Source organism: Corynebacterium sp. NML120713 (assembly GCF_001875735.1).
GTDB classification, from domain to species: Bacteria; Actinomycetota; Actinomycetes; order Mycobacteriales; family Mycobacteriaceae; genus Corynebacterium; species Corynebacterium pseudogenitalium.
Window position 1 is genome coordinate 192,530 of sequence record NZ_MLCR01000006.1, and the last position, 22,892, is coordinate 215,421.

General features: G+C 61.0%; 17 protein-coding genes. 2 read left to right on the top strand and 15 right to left on the bottom strand.

Features of this window, described 5'->3' with window-relative positions; genetic code table 11:
• Nucleotides 1-67 precede the first annotated feature (67 nt).
• From BJP06_RS03340 to BJP06_RS03390, 11 genes are all read right to left on the bottom strand, one after another.
• The gene (locus BJP06_RS03340) at nucleotides 68-4,066 is read right to left on the bottom strand and encodes a DNA-directed RNA polymerase subunit beta' (RefSeq protein ID WP_071572792.1); all 3,999 of its coding nucleotides are present in this window, start codon (nucleotides 4,064-4,066) and stop codon (nucleotides 68-70) included.
• Between the two features lie 71 nt (nucleotides 4,067-4,137).
• Nucleotides 4,138-7,635 carry a DNA-directed RNA polymerase subunit beta gene (locus tag BJP06_RS03345; protein ID WP_071572793.1) on the bottom strand — a complete coding sequence of 1,166 codons (3,498 nt, stop codon included), beginning with the start codon at nucleotides 7,633-7,635 and terminating at the stop codon, nucleotides 4,138-4,140.
• Nucleotides 7,636-7,929: 294 nt separating this feature from the next.
• A complete protein-coding gene (locus tag BJP06_RS03350; RefSeq protein ID WP_071572794.1) occupies nucleotides 7,930-8,856 on the bottom strand; it encodes a DUF3068 domain-containing protein in 927 nt (308 codons plus the stop codon).
• Between the two features lie 92 nt (nucleotides 8,857-8,948).
• Nucleotides 8,949-9,338, bottom strand: a complete 390-nt coding sequence (gene rplL / locus BJP06_RS03355; protein ID WP_070363121.1) for a 50S ribosomal protein L7/L12 — start codon at nucleotides 9,336-9,338, stop codon at nucleotides 8,949-8,951.
• A gap of 49 nt (nucleotides 9,339-9,387) precedes the next feature.
• Complete coding sequence (gene rplJ, locus BJP06_RS03360; protein WP_070363122.1) at nucleotides 9,388-9,909, bottom strand: 50S ribosomal protein L10; 522 nt, start codon at nucleotides 9,907-9,909, stop codon at nucleotides 9,388-9,390.
• Between the two features lie 218 nt (nucleotides 9,910-10,127).
• Entirely contained in the window at nucleotides 10,128-12,137 is a 2,010-nt protein-coding gene (locus BJP06_RS03365; RefSeq protein ID WP_071572795.1) for a choice-of-anchor M domain-containing protein, read from the bottom strand.
• Nucleotides 12,134-12,976, bottom strand: coding sequence for an anchored repeat-type ABC transporter permease subunit (locus BJP06_RS03370; RefSeq protein ID WP_071572796.1), 843 nt, complete (start codon nucleotides 12,974-12,976; stop codon nucleotides 12,134-12,136). Before BJP06_RS03370 ends, BJP06_RS03365 begins: the two co-directional genes overlap by 4 nt.
• Complete coding sequence (locus tag BJP06_RS03375) at nucleotides 12,969-13,742, bottom strand: anchored repeat-type ABC transporter ATP-binding subunit (protein ID WP_071572797.1); 774 nt, start codon at nucleotides 13,740-13,742, stop codon at nucleotides 12,969-12,971. The genes BJP06_RS03370 and BJP06_RS03375 overlap by 8 nt, the downstream gene beginning before the upstream one ends.
• On the bottom strand, nucleotides 13,739-14,632 hold the full coding sequence (locus BJP06_RS03380; RefSeq protein ID WP_071572798.1) for a choice-of-anchor M domain-containing protein: 894 nt from the start codon (nucleotides 14,630-14,632) through the stop codon (nucleotides 13,739-13,741). The genes BJP06_RS03375 and BJP06_RS03380 overlap by 4 nt, the downstream gene beginning before the upstream one ends.
• Nucleotides 14,633-14,639: 7 nt before the next feature.
• Entirely contained in the window at nucleotides 14,640-16,181 is a 1,542-nt protein-coding gene (locus BJP06_RS03385) for an anchored repeat ABC transporter, substrate-binding protein (protein ID WP_252930984.1), read from the bottom strand.
• Nucleotides 16,178-17,095 carry a TIGR03773 family transporter-associated surface protein gene (locus BJP06_RS03390; protein WP_071572799.1) on the bottom strand — a complete coding sequence of 306 codons (918 nt, stop codon included), beginning with the start codon at nucleotides 17,093-17,095 and terminating at the stop codon, nucleotides 16,178-16,180. Before BJP06_RS03390 ends, BJP06_RS03385 begins: the two co-directional genes overlap by 4 nt.
• 146 nt (nucleotides 17,096-17,241) lie before the next feature.
• On the opposite strand from BJP06_RS03390, the gene BJP06_RS03395 reads away from it, so the two are divergent.
• Entirely contained in the window at nucleotides 17,242-18,318 is a 1,077-nt protein-coding gene (locus BJP06_RS03395) for an HNH endonuclease signature motif containing protein (RefSeq protein ID WP_070477514.1), read from the top strand.
• A gap of 49 nt (nucleotides 18,319-18,367) precedes the next feature.
• Here BJP06_RS03395 and BJP06_RS03400 read toward each other — a convergent pair whose 3' ends face one another.
• Nucleotides 18,368-19,222, bottom strand: a complete 855-nt coding sequence (locus BJP06_RS03400) for an alpha/beta fold hydrolase (RefSeq protein WP_070363590.1) — start codon at nucleotides 19,220-19,222, stop codon at nucleotides 18,368-18,370.
• Nucleotides 19,223-19,309: 87 nt separating this feature from the next.
• Between BJP06_RS03400 and BJP06_RS03405 the strand changes: the two genes are divergently transcribed.
• Nucleotides 19,310-20,074 carry an IclR family transcriptional regulator gene (locus BJP06_RS03405; RefSeq protein ID WP_071572800.1) on the top strand — a complete coding sequence of 255 codons (765 nt, stop codon included), beginning with the start codon at nucleotides 19,310-19,312 and terminating at the stop codon, nucleotides 20,072-20,074.
• 23 nt (nucleotides 20,075-20,097) lie between these two features.
• Here the strand turns inward: BJP06_RS03405 and dmpG are convergent, their stop codons facing one another.
• Genes dmpG through BJP06_RS03420 form a run of 3 tightly spaced genes read right to left on the bottom strand, consistent with a single transcriptional unit; the run spans nucleotide 20,098 to nucleotide 22,879 of the window.
• Complete coding sequence (gene dmpG / locus BJP06_RS03410; RefSeq protein ID WP_070477510.1) at nucleotides 20,098-21,147, bottom strand: 4-hydroxy-2-oxovalerate aldolase; 1,050 nt, start codon at nucleotides 21,145-21,147, stop codon at nucleotides 20,098-20,100.
• 1 nt (nucleotide 21,148) lies between these two features.
• Entirely contained in the window at nucleotides 21,149-22,078 is a 930-nt protein-coding gene (locus tag BJP06_RS03415) for an acetaldehyde dehydrogenase (acetylating) (protein ID WP_071572801.1), read from the bottom strand.
• A 15-nt stretch (nucleotides 22,079-22,093) separates the two neighbouring features.
• On the bottom strand, nucleotides 22,094-22,879 hold the full coding sequence (locus BJP06_RS03420; protein ID WP_071572802.1) for a 2-keto-4-pentenoate hydratase: 786 nt from the start codon (nucleotides 22,877-22,879) through the stop codon (nucleotides 22,094-22,096).
• Nucleotides 22,880-22,892: the final 13 nt, after the last annotated feature.

Below are 22,892 nucleotides of genomic sequence, written 5' to 3' on the forward strand. Positions count from 1 at the left end.
GCCTCCCTGGGTTCAGGGGGCGGGGCGCCGGTGCTGGGGTAGCAGACCTAGCTATAAGCCAGAGTCACTAGATCTGGTCGTACCCGTATTCCTCCAGTGGGACGGAGGCGCCGGTGTAGTCGCCGTATGCCTCGTCGCCGTAGATGCCGTCGCCGAAGGACGGGATCGAGTAGGCGGCGGAGCGGGCGGCTTCCGTCGGCTTGACCGTGATGTTGCGGTAGCGCGAGATACCGGTACCAGCCGGGATCAACTTACCGATGATCACGTTCTCCTTCAGACCGATCAGCTGGTCAGAACGCTTGTTGATAGCAGCGTCCGTGAGCACACGCGTGGTCTCCTGGAACGAGGCGGCGGACAGCCAGGACTCGGTTGCCAGGGAGGCCTTGGTGATACCCATGATCTCGGAGCGCATCTCTGCTGGCTCGCCACCATCTGCAACAGCTGCAGCGTTGACCTGGCGTGCCTCCGACAGATCCACAAGCGTACCCGGCAGGAACTCGGTGGTACCCGAGTCGATGACGGTGCCGCGTCGCAGCATCTGGCGGATGATGATCTCGATGTGCTTGTCGTGGATGGACACACCCTGGGTGCGGTACACGGCCTGCACTTCGTCGATGAGGTGCTTCTCCACACCACGGCGGCCGAGAACCTCGAGCACGTCGTGCGGGTCAGCAGCGCCGCGCAGGAGGCGGTCGCCCACGTTGACGTGGTCGCCTTCACGTAGGGAGCGCTCGATCATCGCGTTCGGGTTGGACTCCATCGGGCGGCGGACCTGTGCGAGGCCCTGGCGCTTCGACAGCTTCTCGTAGACCACAACGTCGGAGCCGTCATCCGGGTGGATGGTGAGCGTCCAGAAGTTGCCTTCGTCTTCGAGGGTGACGGTGCCGGCCACGGATGCGATCGGGGCGCAGTTCTTCGGCACGCGGGCCTCGAACAGCTCCTGAACACGTGGCAGACCACCGGTAATGTCGCCACCGACACCACCCTGGTGGAAGGTACGCATGGTCAGCTGGGTACCAGGCTCACCAATCGACTGTGCAGCCACGATACCGACGGCTTCACCGATGTCGACAAGCTTGCCGGATGCCATGGACTTGCCGTAGCACTTCGCGCAGACGCCGGTTGGGGTCTGGCAGGTCAGGACGGAGCGGACCTTGACTTCTTCGACACCGGCGGCGACGAGGGCGTCAATACGCTCTTCCGAAAGCTCAGCGTCGGCTTCGAGCACAACGTTGCCCTCGGCGTCCTTCGCGTCGGATGCCAGTACTCGGCCAGCGACGGAGGTCTCGACGAACTCGTCGCGGACGAACTTCTCACCGGCAAGCTGCGCAACTGGAACCTTGACTCCCTGGCGGGTGCCGCAGTCGTGCTCGCGGACGATGACGTCCTGGGCGACGTCGACAAGACGGCGGGTCAGGTAGCCGGAGTCTGCGGTACGCAGTGCCGTATCCGCCAGGCCCTTTCGGGAACCGTGAGAGTTGTTGAAGTACTCCATCACTGTCAGGCCTTCACGGAAGGAAGTCTTGATCGGGCGGGTGATGTACTCACCGCGCGAGTTCACGACCATGCCCTTCATGCCGGCCAGGGTCCAGATCTGACGCATGTTACCGGCAGCGCCAGACTTCACGATCATCGGAATCGGGTTGTCATCCGGGTACAGCGCCTCAACTGCTTCACCGACCTGGTTGGTGGCGTCCTGCCACAGCTCCACGAGACGGTCGTAGCGGTTCTCCTCGGTCAAGGCACCCTTCTCCCAGTACTTGCGCTCGATCTCCTCGGCGCGCTGCTCGTACTGCTCAAGGATTTCCGTCTTGTTCGGAAGCACCAACACGTCGGACATTGAGATGGTCACGCCGGAACGGGTCGCCCAGTAGAAACCGGCGTCCTTCAGCTTGTCCAGCGTTTGGGCAACGGTAATCATTGGGTACTTCTCCACCATCGACTGGATGATGTCGCCCAACAGCACCTTGCCGACACCGCCGCCCTTACGGACCATCGCGCCTTCCTGGTACGGGAAGTTGAACGGAAGCAGCTCGTTGAACATGATGCGACCAAGGGTGGTCTCCATCATCCAAGCCTGGCCCTTCGACCAGCCGTCTGGGAACTGCTCAGCCTCAATCTCAATCGTCGGACGCAGGTGGTCGATGCGCACCTTGATCGGTGCCTGCAGGCCAAGTACACCCAGGTCGTAAGCCATGATGGCCTCACGGTAGGAGGAGTACACGCCCTTGGCTGGGCCGTTCTCGTCGGCTGGGGTGAAACGACCCTCGCCGCCGATCTCGTCCTCGCCCTTTTCCATGGTCAGGAAGTACAGGCCGGTCACCATGTCCAGGCGAGGCATCGCCAGTGGCTTGCCGGATGCCGGGGACAGGATGTTGTTCGAGGACAGCATCAGGATGCGGGCCTCTGCCTGCGCCTCCGCGGACAGTGGCAGGTGGACCGCCATCTGGTCACCGTCGAAGTCAGCGTTGAACGCCTCACAGGCCAGCGGGTGCAGCTGGATTGCTTTACCCTCGACCAGCTTCGGCTCGAACGCCTGAATGCCAAGACGGTGCAGGGTTGGCGCACGGTTCAGCAGCACCGGGTGCTCGGAAATCGCCTCTTCGAGGACGTCCCACACCTCAGGGCGCTGGCGCTCCACCATGCGCTTCGCCGACTTAATGTTCTGCGCGTACTCATTGTCCACGAGGCGCTTCATCACGAACGGCTTGAACAGCTCGAGCGCCATCAGCTTCGGCAGACCACACTCGTGCATCTTCAGCTGCGGACCAACAATAATGACCGAACGGCCAGAGTAGTCCACACGCTTACCCAGCAGGTTCTGGCGGAAGCGACCCTGCTTACCCTTCAGCAGGTCAGACAGGGACTTCAGCGGACGGTTGCCTGGGCCCGTGACAGGGCGGCCACGACGGCCGTTGTCGAAGAGGGCGTCGACAGACTCTTGCAGCATGCGCTTCTCGTTGTTCACGATGATCTCTGGGGCTCCCAGGTCAATCATGCGCTTCAAACGGTTGTTGCGGTTAATTACGCGACGGTACAGGTCATTCAGATCCGAGGTGGCGAAACGGCCACCGTCGAGCTGCACCATCGGGCGCAGCTCCGGTGGGATCACCGGGATCGCGTCCAGGATCATGCCGGCAGGATCGTTGCCGGAACGCTGGAACGCAGCCACGACCTTCAGGCGCTTCAGTGCGCGGACCTTCTTCTGGCCCTTACCCTCCGCGATGATGGTGCGCAGCTCCTCCGCCTCAGCTTCAAGGTCGAAGTTGCGGATCAGCGTCTGGATCGCCTCAGCGCCCATGCCGCCGGTGAAGTAATCCTCATAACGGTCCACGAGCTCTTCGTAGAGGAACTCGTCGATAATCATCTGCTTCGGAGCAAGCTTCTGGAAGGTCGACCAGATCTCGTCGAGGCGCTCAACCTCACGCTCGCCAGCCTCACGGATGTGCTGCATCTCCTTGTCAGCAGCATTCTGCACCTTCTTACGGGCAGCAGCAGTCGCGCCGGCGGCCTCGAGCTCAGCGAGGTCCTCCTCCAGCTTCTGTGCACGCTCCGCAATCTCGGCGTTAGCGTCCTGCTCAACTTCCTTCTTCTCGAGCAGCATCTCCGCCTCGAGCGTCGACATATCGTTGTGACGCGCCTCCTCATCAACACTGGTGATGATGTTGGCAGCGAAGTAAATGATGCGCTCCAGATCCTTCGGAGCAAGATCCAGCAGGTAACCAAGGCGCGACGGGACGCCCTTGAAGTACCAAATGTGGGTCACCGGCGCAGCCAGCTCAATGTGGCCCATGCGCTCACGGCGAACCTTCGACTTGGTGACCTCGACGCCACAACGCTCACAAATGATGCCCTTGTAGCGAACACGCTTGTACTTGCCACACGCACACTCCCAGTCACGGGTAGGACCGAAGATGCGCTCGCAGAACAGGCCGTCCTTTTCCGGCTTCAACGTGCGGTAGTTAATCGTTTCGGGCTTCTTGACCTCACCATGCGACCAACGACGGATGTCGTCAGCAGTAGCCAGGCCGATGCGAAGCTCGTCGAAGAGGTTTACGTCAAACACGTAAATTCCCTTTCACCTCCCCAACGACGGGGAGGATTGCAGTTGGATAGATTCTTTCGTTCGTTCCTGGCTTAGGCGGTGTCCGCCGCGGAGCCCTCGTCACGTGACAGGTTGATGCCAAGGGAGGAACCAGCCTGATCAAAGTCGTCGTCATCGCCGTCGAGCTCCATCGGGGTGCCGTCCGTCGAAAGAACCTCGACGTTCAGGCACAGCGACTGCAGCTCCTTGAGCAACACCTTGAACGACTCCGGAATACCCGGGTCAGGGATGTTCTCGCCCTTCACGATGGCTTCGTACACCTTCACGCGACCAACCACGTCATCCGACTTGATCGTCAACAGTTCCTGCAGCGTGTAGGCGGCGCCGTATGCCTGCATCGCCCACACCTCCATCTCACCGAAGCGCTGGCCACCGAACTGGGCCTTACCGCCAAGCGGCTGCTGGGTAATCATGGAGTACGGACCAGTAGAGCGAGCGTGAATCTTCTCGTCAACCAGGTGGTGCAGCTTGAGCATGTACATGTAGCCGACGGAAATCGGGTACTTGAACGGCTCGCCGGAGCGGCCGTCGAACAGCGTGGTCTTGCCGTTCTCATCGACCATGACGTCACCGTCGCGGTTCGGCTTGGAATTCGCCAGCAGACCAGCGATCTCCTCGTTCGTCGCGCCGTCAAACACTGGGGTCGCGGTGAGCGACTCCGGCGGGACGTCGTACAGGTGCTCAGGCAGCGTCTCGAGCAGCTTAGCGTTCGCAGGATCGTCCGGGTTGACCGTCCAACCAGCCTTCGCCAACCAGCCGAGGTGCACCTCGAGGACCTGGCCAATGTTCATACGACGCGGCACACCGTGGGTGTTCAGGATGATATCCACCGGAGTACCGTCCGCCATGAACGGCATGTCTTCCTGCGGCAAAATCTTGCCGACGACACCCTTGTTACCGTGGCGGCCAGCCATCTTGTCACCGTCCTGGATCTTGCGCTTCTGCGCAACGTAAACGCGAATCATCTCGTTGACGCCTGGCGACAGATCGTCGTCGTCCTCGCGGGAGAAGCGACGAACCGCGATGACCTTACCGGTCTCACCGTGAGGGACCTTCAGGGACGTGTCGCGGACCTCGCGAGCCTTCTCGCCGAAGATGGCGCGCAGCAGACGCTCCTCCGGAGTCAGCTCGGTCTCACCCTTCGGGGTGACCTTACCGACCAGGATGTCGCCGTCGCGCACGTCCGCACCGATGCGGATGATGCCGCGCTCGTCGAGGTCCTTCAGCACGTCCTCGGACACGTTCGGAATCTCGCGGGTGATTTCCTCGGCACCGAGCTTGGTGTCGCGGGCATCAATCTCGTGCTCCTCGATGTGCACGGAGGTCAGGATGTCATCCTCAACCACGCGCTGGTTCAGGATGATCGCGTCCTCATAGTTGTGGCCTTCCCACGGCATGAACGCAACCAGCAAGTTGCGGCCGAGCGCCATCTCGCCGTTCTTGGTGCCCGGACCGTCAGCCAGCACCTGACCAGCCTCAACGCGCTGACCGTGGTCAACGATCGGGACCTGGTTGTAGCAGGTTCCCTGGTTCGTACGCTCGAAAGTGCGCAGCATGTACGTGTCCTGGATGCCCTCGTCGTCCATGACGGTGATGAAGTCACCGGTCACGTTCGTGACGACGCCAGCCTTCGCCGAAATAATCGTGTCACCCGCATCGTACGCGGCGCGCTGCTCCATGCCCGTGGCCACGTACGCAGCCTCAGAGCGCAGCAGCGGCACAGCCTGCTTCTGCATGTTCGCACCCATGAGGGCACGGTTCGCGTCGTCGTGCTCGAGGAACGGAATCATTGCCGTTGCCACGGACACCATCTGGCGCGGGGAAATGTCGAGGTAATCGACGCCCTTCGGGCCGACGACGCCGATGTCGCCGTCCTTCAGACGGACCTCGATACGCTCACCGGTGAGGTTGCGGTCCTTATCCATTGGGGTCGCCGCCTGCGCGATTGCGTAACGGTCCTCTTCGTCCGCGGTCAAGTAGTGGACCGTATCGGTCAGCTTGCCGTCTTCGACCTTCTGGTACGGCGTCTCAATAAAGCCGAACGCGTTCACGCGTGCGTAGGAGGAGAGCGCACCGATCAGACCAATGTTCGGGCCTTCAGGCGTCTCAATCGGACACATACGGCCGTAGTGCGACGGGTGGACGTCGCGGACCTCAATGCCGGCGCGCTCACGCGACAGACCACCAGGGCCCAGCGCTGAAAGACGACGCTTGTGCGTCAGCCCAGACAGCGAGTTGTTCTGGTCCATGAACTGGGACAACTGGGAGGTACCAAAGAATTCGCGGATCGCCGCGGAAACCGGACGGACGTTGATCAGCGAGGTCGGCGTGATGGACTCCGCGTCCTGCGTCGTCATGCGCTCGCGCACAACACGCTCCATACGGGACAGGCCAACACGAACCTGGTTCTGGATCAGTTCGCCCACCGTGCGCAGACGACGGTTACCGAAGTGGTCAATGTCGTCCGTATTAATCGCGATGACCTCGCCCTCCGGGGAAGTCATTTCGGTCTCACCTGCGTGCAGGCGCACCAGGTACTCGAGGGTGGTCGCGATGTCTTCCTCGGTCAGCGTCATCAGGCCGTCGTGGTCGCCGCCAAGACCGAGCTTGCGGTTGATCTTGTAACGGCCAACTCGTGCCAGGTCGTAGCGCTTCGCCTTGAAGAACGAGTTCTCCAGCAGGGACTGCGCGAGGTCGCGCGTCGGCTGCTCGCCCGGGCGCTGCTTGCGGTAAATCTCCAGCAGCGCCTCGTCGGTGTTCGCCACACCGTCGTTCTCGAGGGTGGACATCATGATCTCGGAGAAGCCGAAGCGCTCCGTGATCTGCTCCGTCGTCCAACCAAGCGCCTTCAGCAGCACCGTCACTGGCTGACGACGCTTACGGTCAATACGCACACCAACCGTGTCACGCTTATCGACGTCAAACTCCAACCACGCACCGCGCGAAGGGATCACCTTCACCGCGTGCAGCGGCCGCTCCGTCGACTTATCAATCGTCTCGTCGAAGTACACGCCCGGCGAACGCACCAACTGCGAAACAACAACACGCTCAGTGCCGTTGACGATGAAGGTGCCCTTGTCCGTCATCAGCGGGAAATCACCAATGAACACCGTCTGAGACTTAATCTCCTGGGTTTCATTGTTGATGAACTCCGCCGTCACATACAACGGCGCGGAGTAGTTAATATCTTTTTCTTTACACTCGTCGATCGTGTCCTTGACATCTTCGAAGCGCGGCTCGGACAGCGTCAGGCTCATGTTGCCCGAGTAGTCCTGGATTGGAGAAATCTCTTCGAGAATGTCCTCCAAGCCACTCGTGATACGCGCGTCGGCGCCGCGAGCTTCCTGCTCACGCTCACGCCACTCCTGCGTACCAACAAGCCACGCGAAAGATTCAAGCTGTACATCAAGAAGACCCGGGACAGCGATCGGCTCTGCGATCTTCGCGAACGAATAACGTTCGGGAGCCCCGGGAATTTCAGCCATTGACATGGTCTGGTTTGAGACTGCCAAGTTGGGTCCTTCCAGCACCTAAGGCGGACGCCGATCTCTACTCTGGCTCTGTAAAAATCGGCGTTTCCGCTGGGTAGATTAGCATTCGGTCTGCTTCGGAATACCCGCCCCCAGAGACAGCAAAATCACCTTGTCAAGTCAGCGCTTCGAAAATTCTCGACGCCAACAAAGCAAGGTTGACATAGCGGACTGGAGACGGCTTCCAGTGCACCGAATGAGTTTACACAATGCACCCAATGTTGTAAAGGGCAGCAACAATCCCCCGATTCAATGCCGTCGCGGGGAAGCTTAGCACTAAACGCAGGCGCGACGCTAACGCCGACGCGGCCACAACGCGCCAACCAGACCAATCAAGGTCAGCGCACCACCCAAACCGAGCACGCCCCATGTGAAGGCTTGCTGCGTGGAAGGTCCGTAGGCGCCGTCGAGAAGCGAGATGAGCTCGGCCGTCTGCTGCTCGTCCATCGCGGCGTCGTAGGAAACAATGCCCTGGACCTCATTGCCGTCCACGTCAGCATAATAGTCGTTGACGCGCTCCTGCATCCCCACGACCACGCCGGTGATCTGATCAACCAACAACTCGCGCTGCGCGCTATGCGTATAGAACGTGCGGACCGGCTCACCTTCTTCCCCTTCGACGGTCAACGTGTTTCGCATATCCGCGTACCGCTGCGCCACGTTCGTTGGCGCAATGACCTGCCGGAACCGCAGCACCGTGCGCCCAGCAACCGATTCCTCTGCGACGAACTCCGCGGGAGCAGCCCCACGCAACACCGGGTCGAACACCTGGTACGTCTCCTGCTTTACCGGCGACGGCAACTTCAGCCACGACCCCTCCACCGGGACATCGACGGCCGGCATCGCCATCACAAGCTGGACCTTTGCCGGGCCCTGCGCCTCACCGGTTTCACGGTCCAACGTATACGTCCACGTGCTCGCGCCGACAAGGTTTTCAAAGTCCGTACCCGCGTCCCCCGCACGCAACGTGTCCCCCACGCGCACGCTGGCAGAGTCCTTGCCCGCCGGATTCTGCACCTCCATGTGCAGCTGGTGCACCACCGGGGCCGGCTCTCCCTCGCGGGTGCCGTCGGGATCGGCCATCGTCAGCGTTACCGCCCCAAGGTCCAGCGGTAGCTTCGCGCCCGAGTTCAGCACACGCGGAGCCAGCAGACCGCCAACCAACAACGCAATACCGAGGCCCGCCAACAACGAAGCAATGATCCTGGATTTGGGCAGCATGGTGCGAAATCTTAGCACACAACGCGAAACACCCCGCCAGCCACAGTACGTGGCGACGGGGTGATCGTCGAAAAGCTATGCAGCCTGCGAGATTACTTGAGGGTAACCTTTGCGCCAGCCTCTTCCAGCTTGGCCTTTGCAGCCTCTGCATCGTCCTTGTTTGCGCCCTCGAGGATAGCCTTTGGAGCACCCTCGACCATTTCCTTGGCGTCCTTCAGGCCCAGGCCCGGAACGAGCTCGCGGACAACCTTGATGACACCGATCTTCTTGGCGCCAGCGTCCTCGAGAACAACGTCGAACTCGTCCTTCTCCTCTGCAGCAGCAGCGTCGCCGCCAGCAGCGCCCGGAGCAGCAGCAACAGCAACTGGTGCAGCAGCGGTAACGTCGAAGACCTCCTCGAATTCCTTCAGGAACTCGGAAAGCTCGATGAGGGTCATTTCCTTGAACTGCTCAATGAGCTCGTCCTTAGACAGCTTAGCCATGGTGGCTTCCTTTCTATTGGTGGGCGGTTAGCCCAAGTTTGTAAGTGTGTTATGCGGCGTCGTTCTGCTTGTCCTGCAGCGCAGCGACAAGGCGAGCCGTCTTGGATGCCGGAGCCTCGAACAGCCCAGCAGCCTTTGCCAAAGAACCCTGGAATGCGCCAGCGAGCTTTGCAAGCGTGGTCTCGCGGTTGTCCATCTCAGCGATGGCATCAACCTGAGCGGCGTCGATGGCAGCGCCATCCATGTAGCCACCCTTGATCACGAACGCGTCGTGATCCTTGGAGAACTTCTTCATGACCTTAGCAGCGTCGACAGCCTCGCCCTTAATGAAAGCGATAGCGGTCGGGCCGGTCAGAAGCTCGTCGAGACCCTCGATGCCGTGCTCGTTCGCAGCGATCTTGATGAGGGTGTTCTTGGCGACGTGGTATTCGACATCGAAGCCGAGATCGCCACGAAGAGTCTGCAGCTGACCAACGGTCAGGCCACGGTACTCCGTCAGCACGATGGAGCTAGCAGCGTCAAACTTCTCCTTCAACACAGCAAGCTCGCGCTCATTCTTCGGATTTGCCATTACACACGCCTCCTTCCAATAACTTCATGTCCTTCAATCCGCCCGGGACACAAAAAGTGCCCCGTGCAGAAGCACGAGGCACCATTAGAAAGGTAGGCCACGTTCCTCCTGCGTGGGTCGACCCCTGGAGAGGGGTACCTTCGGCCCCGAAGGGCGACCGACGGTCTTCGGTGAAACTTGAGCTCGGGTATTACCCGTTCAAACTTCGTTGTGGAACCCTACACGTCTTCCTGCGTGCGCGCAACTCCGCGCAACATCCGCACCGCCACCACGAACAACGCAATGCCTCCCAGCAGCGCCATCAAGCCAACACCGAGGATGAGCCCGCCCCAGAAACCGCTGGCAGCCACGCCCGTCGCGGGTTCCTCCTGCGCTGCTCCCTGGTCGAAAGATGAGACGATGCCACCGCCACCAGCCTGTATCGGAGCGTCCGGGATCGCCCTTCTTGTCGACGTCGGCTTCGCCCCCGTCGGCTTTACCGCCTGCCGCTTTGGTGCCGACGTTGTTGTGGACTTCTGCGCCGGTTTCTGCGCCGTCGTCTGCTTTGGTGGCGCCTGCTTGGTCGCGGCCTTCGCTTCCGTCGCACGCACAGTATTTATTACAGTGCGCGGTGGCACTGGCTTTGACGGCGCAGTCGTTGCTACTGGCCGTAGCTTCTGGCCGAACTTGCTCAACTCCTCGTCGATTGAGCGGATCCCCTTCGCCAATGCACCCATCCACGTGTCGCTGGTCGCTGCATTGGAGCCGCACGAGTCCAGCTCACGATACCCGCTCGCGTGCTGTTCGCGGGCCGTCGCGATGGCGGCGTCGCCGACCGCGAAGACCGCAACGAGCTCCGCGGAGTCAAACGCGAAAGTCACGGCGTAAAGTCCAGGCTCGGTGAATCCGAATGCCTGGTGGTCATGGGCGTTCGCCGGGTAGCTCAGCGTGCGGGACTTGTCGCCGGAGTCCAGCTCGAGCTTCGCGCCCTGCAGACCCTCGTGCCAGGTGTACATACGGCCGGGTCCGGCGACAGCAGTAATGCGGACGGTGGCGGGGGCTGGGTGGTGGGTTGTCGAGAACCCGAGCCATGGCAGGTCCGCCTTCTGCGACTGCGGCAACACCCACATGCGCTCGGGGCGGGTGGGGAACGTGTCGCGCAGCGTCGCAGGGATGTCCTGGCGGGCGCGGTCGGGAACCTCGAAGAGGAAGGTGCCGCTGGTGTGCCGCGCGGGGTTGTTGGGGTCGCGGTCGTCGATGAGCGCGGCCTCCCCCGTATCGACGGGCCCCATGTCCATATGCCCGTTCGCGATGAACACCTCCGGGCGGGTGCGCAGCGCGTCGCAGTGCTTCGCAGCGGATGCGGGTGCCGGTGCCGCGGTTGTCACTGGTGTTGTTGGTGTTGGTGTTGGCGGTTGCGTCGGTGATGGAGTGGGCGTCGATAGTGCGGGGGTGCGAAGTCCCGTCGTGGTGCCCTCCGGCAAACCGACGTCCGCGTCGGTGCCAACCAGCCAGTACTGGTCGGTCCAGCCGGTGTACTCAGTCTCACCGTTGGTCAGCTCGGCGCGACCCTGCCAACGCAGCTTATAAACGCCGGGCTTCGTAAACGTCCAGTTGAAATGGCCGTGCGCGCCAACCTCATACTCGACGGTGCGCATCTGTTCGTCAGCGCTATTGAAGAGGCGCTCAGCCGGCGAGGCGGCGTTCTTAAAGAAGATCTGCACATCACCCGGACCATCGATGCCCAGCAGGTCGAAGTACATCATGTCGTCTTTGAAGTTGCTCGGCACAGCACCCGGCAGCTCGTGCGCCGGGTCAAATGCACCGATGCCGGACCAGATGGGGCGCCAATCATCGGTGAAATCCGCGTGCTGGGGCGCGAGCCACACCTGACTGCCCGGAGCGCCCAGAAAATCGAGGGAGCCATCATCCGGGATGGTGAGGCGGGAGACGTCATTGCCGTCGGCGTCAGCGTCGAGAGGCAGACGGAAGCAGACGTCGCGCTGGTCGGTGACCTGCTGACCGTCAACCGCACCAATGGACAGCTGGCCGTCGAACCGAGTGCCGTAGAGGGCGTCGTTGTGGGAGTGGTACAGCAACTTACGGCCAGCGCATGGGTGGTCAAGGTCCTCCGGGAGGACGACGCCATGCCCAGGGTCACCGGGCTGATGCCCGGCAGGCGTGGTCGCGTGCGCCGGGGTGACAGTAAACGCGATCAGCGCAACCACAAGGATGAGTCTGCGGATCATGCCCGCACCCCTTTCCTAGCGAAGAGCCAACTCGCACCGAAGATGGCAGTCACACACAGTACAATCGTTGCGCCGGTCGGCGAGTCAAACGACCACGCCAGCCATACACCAACCACGCTGCCTACCACGCCAATCAGCGCGGCGAGGATCATCATGGTCTCCAGGTTGTCTGTAAACAGTCGCGCGGCGGACGCCGGGGTAACCAACAGTGCCAACACCAGAATGTTGCCGATCGTCTGCACCGAAACCACCACCGCGGCCGTCACACACAGGTACAACACCAAGTCCAGGAGCGCGACGCGCACGTTCATCGCGCGCGCCGTCTCTCGGTCGAGCGCCACCGCGGTCAGCCACGGCCGTAACACCACCACCAGCGACACAATGACAGCACACGTCGCAGCACTGACTATAAGGTCGCGCTCACTCACACCTGTCAGCGAACCAAACAAGAACGAACTCAGCGACGCTGTGTAGCCCTCAACGCGCGAAATAATCACCAGGCCAAGCGCGAACGCGGCCGCAAACACAATGCCAATCACCGCGTCTTCTTTCAGCGCACGCCGTTGCGATAGCACTGCAATCAACACCGCCACGATCAACCCGGCAACGGCCCCACCGAGCAGCACCGACACCTGCAGCGCGAACGCCAACGCAACACCCGGAAACACGGCGTGTGCCACCGCATCCCCGATAAACGCCATACCGCGCAGCACCACAAAACACCCAACGACCGCGCACAACACGGACGCCAACACTGCCGCCGTCAACGCGCGCGGCAAGAACGCCAGGTGCGGGTTGGCCACGTCAGCCAAGAATTGCAGAAACCCGATCTCAAGCACGGGATACCTCTTTCACATGTGTTTGCAGCGCCGCCAGCCATGGCGAATCCGGGCCGACGCCGAACGTGTCCATCCAGGGGCGGGCGTCGTCAAGATCAGCGGGAGCCCCGTCCGCGACGATGCCACCGCGGAACAGCAGGAGGCGATCACAAGAGTCAACAGCCTCCACGATGTTGTGCGTGGACATCACGATCGCGATTCCGCGGGAAGCCAGCTGACGAAACAGCGCTAGCAGCTGCTCAGTAGACGGGATATCGAGGCCGGTGAACGGCTCGTCGAGGAACAGCGCGCCTGGACGACGCACCAGGGCGCGCGCCACCAATACGCGTTGGCGCTGCCCTCCGGAAAGCGCCGCGATCGGCCGGTGTGCCAGGTCTTGGAGGTTCACAGCTTCGAGTGCTTCCGCCACAGCTTCGTGGTGCTCCGCCTTAGGCCGCGCGTACCACGGGCGCAGGTCAAGCGTGGCGTTCATGACAGCGGACGCGACATCGATCGGGAAATCCCAGGCGACGTCGTGACGCTGCGGGACGTACCCCACCACTTTGCGCACCGCGTGGCCCGTACACTCCCCTACCCGCACCGTTCCGGCTGTGCCGGGAATCAGGCCGAGCGTTGCACGCATCAGCGTGGTCTTCCCCGCCCCGTTCGGACCGAGCAGCGCGACGAACTGCCCGGCAGGCACAAGAAGATCAACTCCCTCAAACACCGGGCGACCCGGGTACCCGGCGCGCAAGCCTCGCACCTCTATAAGCGGTTGCGTGCTCACGCGCGACGCTCCTTCCGAGAACGCGCCACTAGAAGCGCCACCAGCGCGAGCACCAACACGCCGATCACCCCACCAGCGATCAGCCCCGCATTCAGCGTGCTCTGGCTATCTGCCTGTTCTTCCGTCGCAGCACCCTCGCGCCACGGCCCGTTGAACTGCGCGGACTGCGCCGCCGCTACGTCCGTCCCGTCGCCTACAGCCACGCGCACCAACTGGTCGTCCGTGTGAACGGTGCCAGCGTCATCCTTCACCACTGCTCGCACCCCGACCAGGTGCACTCCCGGCTCGGTGAAGACCCAATTGGCGTGGGTATGCGTGTTCGGCTCCACCCACATTGGCTGCACACCCGGCTCAGTAGTCGTCCACAGCAACTGTGGTGCGTGGAACCCGCCCGGTTGCAGGAACAGGGAGAACTCGCCTGGCCCTTCGTGTCCGCCGAACTCCAGGCTCACGCCGTTTCCGGAGTGTTCGAGCAGGCTCGCGGCCTGCGTGTTCCACCCCAGCCACGGCACCCCGGCAACCTCAGTCTGTGGGATCACCCAGACGTCTGCACCTGGCTTTGCGCCGGTGAAGGCGAAGTCGTCGCCGTCGGGGAGGGTTTGCTTCGCGGCATCGGTCACGCGGAACACCACGTCGTCGAGGTGACGCCATACGGGCGGTTGCTGTGTGTCGTCGCGAGCGAGAAATTCAAGGGTATCCCCGTTGAATGTCGCGCCTAGGTCGACGTGACCGGCGTCAATAACTGTGTGCTCACCGGCTGGCGCAATCGCCTCATCTGCGCTGACCACCTGTTGTAACGCAGGATCGTTGTTGGCGGCCTGCGCATTCGCGATCGCAGGAGTTGCCACGATCATCGCAGCAACCATCAGTGGGGTAATTCGAAGTTTCATTGTTCGCTCATTTCTCATTTCGTCCGAGGCACCTGCGTATCGACGCAGCATTCGCCTCCACAAGGTGTATATAGGTATCGGCTGGCCCAGACCCCGGAGGATCCAATGTGTCGCCCCAGATTGGGCATACCTCTATGCCAAGCCGGGCGGCGGTTTCTGTCAGCACTGTGCTGCGCCCCGCCAACTGTGGTTCCAGGAAGACCGCGGGCACGTGCAGATTCTCCAGTGTGCGGGTGAACGCGATGACATCACGCGGGCTCGGCTCCACGCTGGGGTTTGGCGTGACAAAACCTGCAACTCGCATTCCATATGCCCGCGCGAGGTAGGCGTATCCATGGTGCGTAGTCACCAGGTTGCGTTGTTCCTCCGGAACCGCGGAGACAGACTCGTGCATCATTTCATCCGCTGCGTCCAGTTTTTGCAGGTAGTCGCGGGCGTTTGCCTGGTAGATTTCCGCGTGGCGCGGATCCACCGCAGCCAACTCGTCACGGATTACCTGAACGATCGCTTTCATCGCCCGAACGTCGTGCCACACATGCGGGTCCAGCTCACCATGCACGTGATTGCCCAGCACCGCCTGCGGGAGCAGGTAGGTTTCCTCCCCCGGTGTACCGAGGAATCGGAAGGGGCGCTCCGGAGGGATCGGCTGCAGGGTTGTATTCGGCACTGTGACGGCTACGTTCACTGGATCCATGCGGCCGTCGTCATCCGAGTTGAGCACGAGGTGAGCCGCACCTTGCCCATCAAGCTCTGTTGTAATGTCGACGTGCCCCTTCTCCACCGCGTGCAACCCCGGCGTTACCCGCGCGGGATCCTGCCCCACAACGACCGTCACCGTCGACTCCGCACTTGCGCGCTCAGGTGCACCGACGGCATCGCGAATATGCGATTCAAACGTCAGCTTGTACACGCCTGGCTTGGAAAATGCCCAGCTCAAGTGAGTATGCGCGTCAACCGGCAGGGTCTTTACGTCACGGCTATCCAGCCCGTCGTGAGAGTTGAACACCACCTCCGGGGTGCCGAAGGTTCCCAGGATGAACGCAAAAGTGGCACCGGGGCCGTCAACATCTACAAGGTGTAAGTCCGCGACTCCCGTCGTCGGGAGCTGTTGGCCCGTATCCACCCGCAACCCGAGCCACACCGCATCTAGGCTCGCGTCCTCCACAAGCGGAATCGGCGCAAACCCGTACCGTTGCGCCTCCTGCGCAAGTGCCACGACCGGAGTCGTGTCACGCACGGTCGCCGCAATCGTATTCGTTAAAGACTGTGGCTCCAACAACAGTCCGTTGGTAAAAATGGCATCCGCATACGCGATGTCGCGTGTGGCATGCAAGCTCGGTTCGTAGCTGTGTGGATCAACCCCACGAGCCATCAGCGTGTGCACATCAGCCACATCACCTGCAACGTTTTGAACCGCATCCGCCAAAATAGGTGTCGACGCCACCACCGACGCCTTCCCCTCTCCCACCGACTGCCCTTCCGGTGCGCTACACGCCCCGAGCAGCGCCACGCACATCAGCACAGCGGCTCGTTGAAAAAACTGGATCACCGGTGGCCACCGAAACCCCACGCTGCGGCGACACGACGGCGCAACGACGCATCCAAACACAACCAACCCGCACCAAAGACAAACACGCCCAAGCCGAGCACAGCCACCGGCAGCGTCATCACTGTCGTACCCGTTTCTGCAAGGGCCCCACCGCGTTGCGCGGGAGCAACATCCTGCTGCTGGTGATCTTGTGATTGCAACTGAGTCTCTCCCTGATCAGGCGCTGGATTCGCGTTGCTCGCCGCCACTGGCTGCGCGCACTCGCCCTCCTCGTCAAAGACGGAGCCAAAGTCGAAGTGACCATCGTTCGCGTTACCGGCGCCGCCAATGTCAAAGGTGAGCGTCGCCTCCCCGCTCACCGGCTCGCCATTACTCGTCGTCGCGCTTTGACGAACTGTCACCGTGTAAGTCCCCGGAGCACTGAACATCCAGTTTGGATGCACATGTGAATTCGCAGGAATGGTATGGCTGCCCTGCGCCTGCCCATCGACGCCACGGAACCACTCCTCGCCCACGACCTGACCGAGCCCACCCTGTGTGAACACAAACATGGCACCGGGTCCATCAAAATTTGTAATCTCCCAGGCCACATCCCCAGAAGTGTGCTCAAGCAGCGACGGATGCTGCGTATTCGCTCCAAGCCATGGCACACCGGCTTGCTGAGTTGCACCGATCATCCACGCGGTACCGGCCGGAATTGGCCCGACTGGATTGGAGAGCTGTTGCTTTGCTGAATCACCCAGCCCAAAAACGAGTTCTGCGGGATCGCGCCACTCGGCCGGAACAGTGCGGTCGTCTTTCACCATCGGGTGCAGTGTCGGGTGGCATTCCGCCGCGAAAGCAGGCGTCGACATGGAAAGGAGCAGTAATGTCGCGGCGAGCGCTCGCAGAATCTTGATGACAAAAAATTTCACCTAATGAACATTATTTTCATTAGCGTTCGCATGCAAGTCATACGTTATCCACAGGGCACTTCAGAAAACGCCACACAAGAAGAAGTTATCCACAGGTAGCGTGAAAAGCCTTTCCCAGGCGTTCTGCAACCACATATGTTCAGGTTATGAACTTCAAGACATTCCTAGAATCCATGTCCACGCAGGCACTCGACGTACTGGACGGCTTCGATTACGAAGCCGCCATCGAAGCAGGCGTCGATCCAACACGAGCCCGCGCCTGGCGCCAGCTCCACGACATCTACTTCGGGCCCACAAAATCCCGACAAAAACAGCGACTCGCTACCGAAAAGGCTCGACGCTACGGCTTCTCACTCGACCAACTCGCTATGATCGAACGGCGCTTACGCCCCATCAAGTCCGCGCGAACACGCACCAAACTGCGCCTCGTACTCCTCGATACCAAGGGCACATACAAAAAGCTCAGCGAACGCGCAAAAGCACTTCTTCCGAACAACACCAAGCACCAAAACGACCGCCTCACATTTTCGCCTTCCCGCAATGGGCGCCGCACCATGACGCTCACCACCAACGAGCGCGACCTCGCCGACCTTGAACACGCCCTCACCCAAGACATGGACCCCAAGACGCCACCCACGAAACACATGCTGCGCAGATTCCTCGACATCATACGTGGCGACGGCCGTTCCGTCCCCCACGCAGTCCCCCGACCTCTCTTGCTCATTCCACTCCCCCAGTGGATCCAAATACAGCGCGGCCACGGCGACGAGACCACCCTCACCCTGACCGATGGCACCACCATGACAGGCGCCGAATACCTAAACAGCCACGTCGCCACCACCGAGAACGAGCTCGAAGCCGCCGTCTTCCACCCACAGCACGGGGCAGTCAACCTCTACCGGACACAACGCCTCGCAAATGACAAGCAGCGCGCTCTGGCCCGCGCCGTTACCCCCGGCTGCCCAGTGCCTGGATGCCGCCATGCAGCCGACGCCTGCGAAATCCACCACATCACTGCATGGCAACACGGCGGGGAAACGAACATCAACAACCTGTCGCCATTGTGCCGCTACCACAATCGCGTCAACGACGACGACCCCCAACGAGCACGCCGAGGTCGCATCGAAATTGTGGACGCACAACCGCTCTGGCACTCACCACGCGGCTACTCCGCCCCAAACCCAGTCCACCGACCTGGTGCGATGAAAATGTTGTACACATAGCAAAACGCCCACCACGACGGGGCCGAAGTGGGCGTCGAAAAGCTGCTGACTAGAACTGACGCTTCATCCAGTTCACGATGACCTCATTGAACTCATCAGCCTTCTCAACCTGCGACCAGTGGCCACACTGTGCGAAAAGGTGAGCGTCAGCGGACGGAATTGTGTTCACCAGGTCCCACGTGCGCTGCGGCGTAATCACGACGTCTTGCATGCCGTGCACTAGCAGAACCGGGATCTCGACCTTCGACAGCACGTCGAAGTCGAGTGGAAGCTCGGTACGGTCACGGTCACGCGCCTGCACAACCTCCTGTAGGCGATCAGACGCCGTATCGTTCAGCGCGGACTGGTAGCGCAGCGACACGAGCTCATCGGTGATCAGCGACTTATCCACCACGAACTGCTCGAGCGTGTTGCGGATACCTTCTTCGGTCAGCTTCGGGTTCGAATGACCCTTCAGCGCGCCGGTCAACTTCGCCCCACCGGTGCCCATGGAGATGATGCCCTTCACACGCTCCGGGTGGTCGATGATCATCTGGAAGCCAACCCAGCCACCGAGCGAGTTACCAACAATCCAGGTCTTTTCAATTCCCAGGGCATCCAGCACACGGATTGCGTGCTCAACCCACTCGCGGATACCGTACTTGGTGCCCTCAGCTACGACGGTCTGGCCGTAACCAATGGAGTCGATCGCGATGCATCGTGCGTTCTCGGAGATGGTCGGAAGGTTCAGCCACCAGTTCGCGGCTGCAGTCACGCCCGTGCCGGAGCCGTGGAGGAACAGTACTGGTTCGCCCTCGCCGAGATCGTGGTAGTGAGTGAGCTCGCCGGGTGCCGTCTCCAGCCACTTGTCCTCGAGCCCGAAGAATTCGTCAGTCTTGTAATCAGGAATGGAAATTTCAGTCATACAGCCAACATAGCGACGAACCCACGCACACGCCGGAGTGTTCCAGTCCGTGGCACACGATAGACACTATCCGGTTACACTGATCCTATGGTTCAAGACGGAAAACCAAACTCCATCGACAAGGCGTTCGGCATTCTGAAAGCGTTCAAGAGCGAGGACGTCAACGGGGTTGGCGTTTCAGAGTTAGCCCGGCGCGTCGATCTTCCAAAGTCGACGACGCACCGCCTTCTTAACAAGCTGGTGGAAAATGATGCCGTCCTCAAAGCGAACGAGCTCTATCGGCTCAACCCGGCGCTCGGAATGGCGTCAACACCGGAGGTGTATTCCGAGCAAACCGCGCAGGTATCAGAGTTGCTCACACCTTTTTTGGCAGCGCTTTTTGAGCGCACTCGACACACCGTCCACCTTGGACATGTTGAAGGGACGAACGTTCGTTACGCGAACAAGCTCTTTTCCGTCCGTGGTGTGACAGCGCCGTCACGCATTGGCGGCCTCATTCCCGCTTACGCGACTGGCATTGGCAAAGCAATTATGGCGTACGACGAAACGCTTACCGAGCGCATCATCCGTGAGGGGCTCGCACCATGGACTCCGCACACGATCTCAGACCCGGATGAGCTGCGTGAAACGTTGAAAAAGATCCGCGATGAAGGTATCGCCTACGACCTTGAGGAAATTTCGGAAGGTCTATGCTGCGTCGCCTGCCCGATTTTCGGCACCGAGGGCGTACCGATTGCCGCGATGAGCGTTTCCTTTCCCGCAGAAGACTTTCAGCCCAAAACAGTAATCCCGGTCCTCAAAAAGATTTGTGGATCCGGGACTCGTGCGTGGAGAGCGAAGCACGCGGGATAAACCCGCATACGCGCTCTACTTCGCTACTTCTGCTTTGCCAGGTCGATTGCGACGTCGATAATCATGTCTTCCTGACCACCGACGTAACCACGGCGACCGACTTCTTCCAAGATGGTCGCTGCAGGCACACCATAGCGTTCCGCGGCGCGCTGCGCGTGGAGCAAGAAGGAGTTGTAAACGCCAAACTCACCCTGGACGATGGAGCCACGGTCCATCATTGGGAGACGCTCGACCATTGGCTTCAGGATGTCTTCAGCGGCGTCACGAAGCTTGGCTTGATCAACATTGCCGATGTCAATGCCGGTGCGGTTGAACACCGTGGCTAACACCTCGATCGGTGCGTTACCGGCGCCAGCACCAAGCCCATACAGGGTGCCGTCAATTTGGCGAGCACCATTGACTACAGCGAGCAACGAGTTTGCAACCCCGAAACCGAGGTTCTGGTGTCCGTGGAAGCCGACCTGTGCGTCGTCGCCAATCTCTTCAACGACTGCCTTGACGCGGTCCGCGGCCTGGTTCATCACCAGGTAGCCGGCGGAGTCGACCACGAAGACGCACTGACAGCCGGCATCGACCATGATGCGGGCCTGCTTCGCAAGCTCTGCTGGTGGGATGCGGTGTGAAAGCATCAGGAAGCCACCGGTCTCAAAACCAAGCTCCCGTGCTGCCTGGAAGTGCTGGATCGAAATATCTGCCTCGGTGCAGTGAGTGGCAACGCGCACGATGGATGCGCCCGCACTCTTTGCTTCTTTGAGGTCCTTTACGGTACCCAGGCCTGGAAGCATCAGTGCGGCAATCTTCGCATTCTTGACTTCTTCGACTGCGGCTTCGATGAGTTCGATGTCGCGGGTGTGGGAGAAGCCGTAGTTGAAGGAAGACCCGCCAAGCCCGTCGCCGTGAGTGACCTCGATCATTTCGACGCCGGCGTCGTCAAGCGCACGGGCGATCTTTTTCACCTGGTCTTTGGTGTACTGGTGGCGTACGGCGTGGGATCCGTCACGCAGGGTCGTGTCGTTGAGGCGGATTTTGTGTGTCGGGATGCCATCGATGACATCGCTCGCAACCGTGTTCATACTATGCTCCTTGCTTCTGCGCCGACACGAGCTCGGCGTACTTGTTTGCGGTGGCAATTGCTGCCGATGTGATGATGTCGAGGTTGCCGGCGTAGTCCGGCAAGAAGTCGCCTGCCCCTTCTACTTCGATGAGGACGGAAACACGACCGAGTCCGTTCCAGTCGTCGCGGGCTTCTTCGAACTGTGGATCCGCGGTGAGGCGGTAGCCCGGTACGTACTGCTGCACCTTCGCTGCCATTTCTTTGATGGACGCGGCGATCTGGTCTTGCAGTTCGCCAGGAGCCGCGGCTTCTGGAGGTAGGGCACAGTAGACGGTGTTGCGCATCATCATTGGTGGCTCGACGGGGTTGAGGATGATGATGGCTTTTGCGTGTTTCGCGCCAGCGAGTTGTTCGAGGGCGGCGGCAGTGGTTTCGAGGAACTCGTCGACGTTAGCGCGGGTGCCGGGACCCGCGGACTTCGAGGAGATCGACGCAACGATCTCCGCGTATTCGACGTCTACGATGCGAGATACTGCCGCGACAATCGGGGTGGTGGCCTGACCGCCACAGGTAATCATGTTCACATTGTCGACGGTTTCGAGCTCATCCAGGTTGACCGATGGGCAGAAGAATGGGCCGACGGCCGCCGGGGTGAGGTCGATGGCGCGGATGCCTGCTTCGCGGTAGCGCGGTGCGTTTGCTGCGTGTGCGCCCGCCGAGGTTGCTTCAAAGACGAGGTCTGGAAGCGGATCCTGTTGCAGGAGCCAGTCGACGCCTTCGTGGGAGGCCTCGATGCCGTTTTCGCGCGCACGCTTGAGGCCTTCCGATTCTGGATCGACGCCGACCATGTAGCGCAGATCAATGTTGGATTCGTTGTTCAAAAGCTTCATCATCAGGTCGGAGCCGATGTTGCCCGATCCGACGATGGCTGCTGTCATTTTCTTTTGCATTGTGGTGCTCCAAACCTATTTAAACCGGACGTCGATGGCCCCGTATGGGCCGTAGGATACTGCGAGGTGTTGGCCTGCTTTGAAAGCGACTGCGCCGCAGAAGCTACCGGTAAGCACGATGTCACCGGCGCGCAGGGCGGTGCCTTGCTCGTCGAGAATGCCTGCGAGCCACGGCAGCGGGAGCAGCGGGTCGCCCATCACATCCTTGCCGACGCCCTCTCCGACAACTTCGCCGTCGAGCGTCATCGTCGCGTGGACTGTTGCAGCTTCCTTCAGGTCGAGATCGAGCGGGGTCGGGTCCCACACGATGGCGCCGAACGAAGCGTTGTCGGCGATGGTGTCGACAAGGCGGATGTCCCAGTCACGGACTCGTGAGTCGATGATTTCGACTGCAAGGTGCGCGGACTTGACAGCCTTGCGGGCCTCTTCGAGTGTCGCGCCCGGTTCAAGGTCCTTCCCGAGCACGAACGCGAGTTCCGGTTCGACCTTCGGGGAGATGAAGCGGTCGACTGCAATGTCGGTACCGACTTCGTAGAGGTCGGCGTCGGTAAAGAACCCGAAGTCTGGGCTATCGACCCCCAGCTGCTGCTGCATTGCGAGTGAGGTCAGGCCAACCTTGCGCCCGATAACTTTGTGTCCGCGGGCAACGAAGTCTTTTTCCTGGATCTGTTGGATTGCGTAGGCGTCGGCGATGTCAAGGTCGGCGACGACGGTGCGCGGTGGCGCGATCGGCTCGCGGGACGGGTACGCGGCGAGCAGGTCGTTTGCGATGGTACGCAGGGAGTCCTCACGGCTACTCATCTATCTGTCTCTC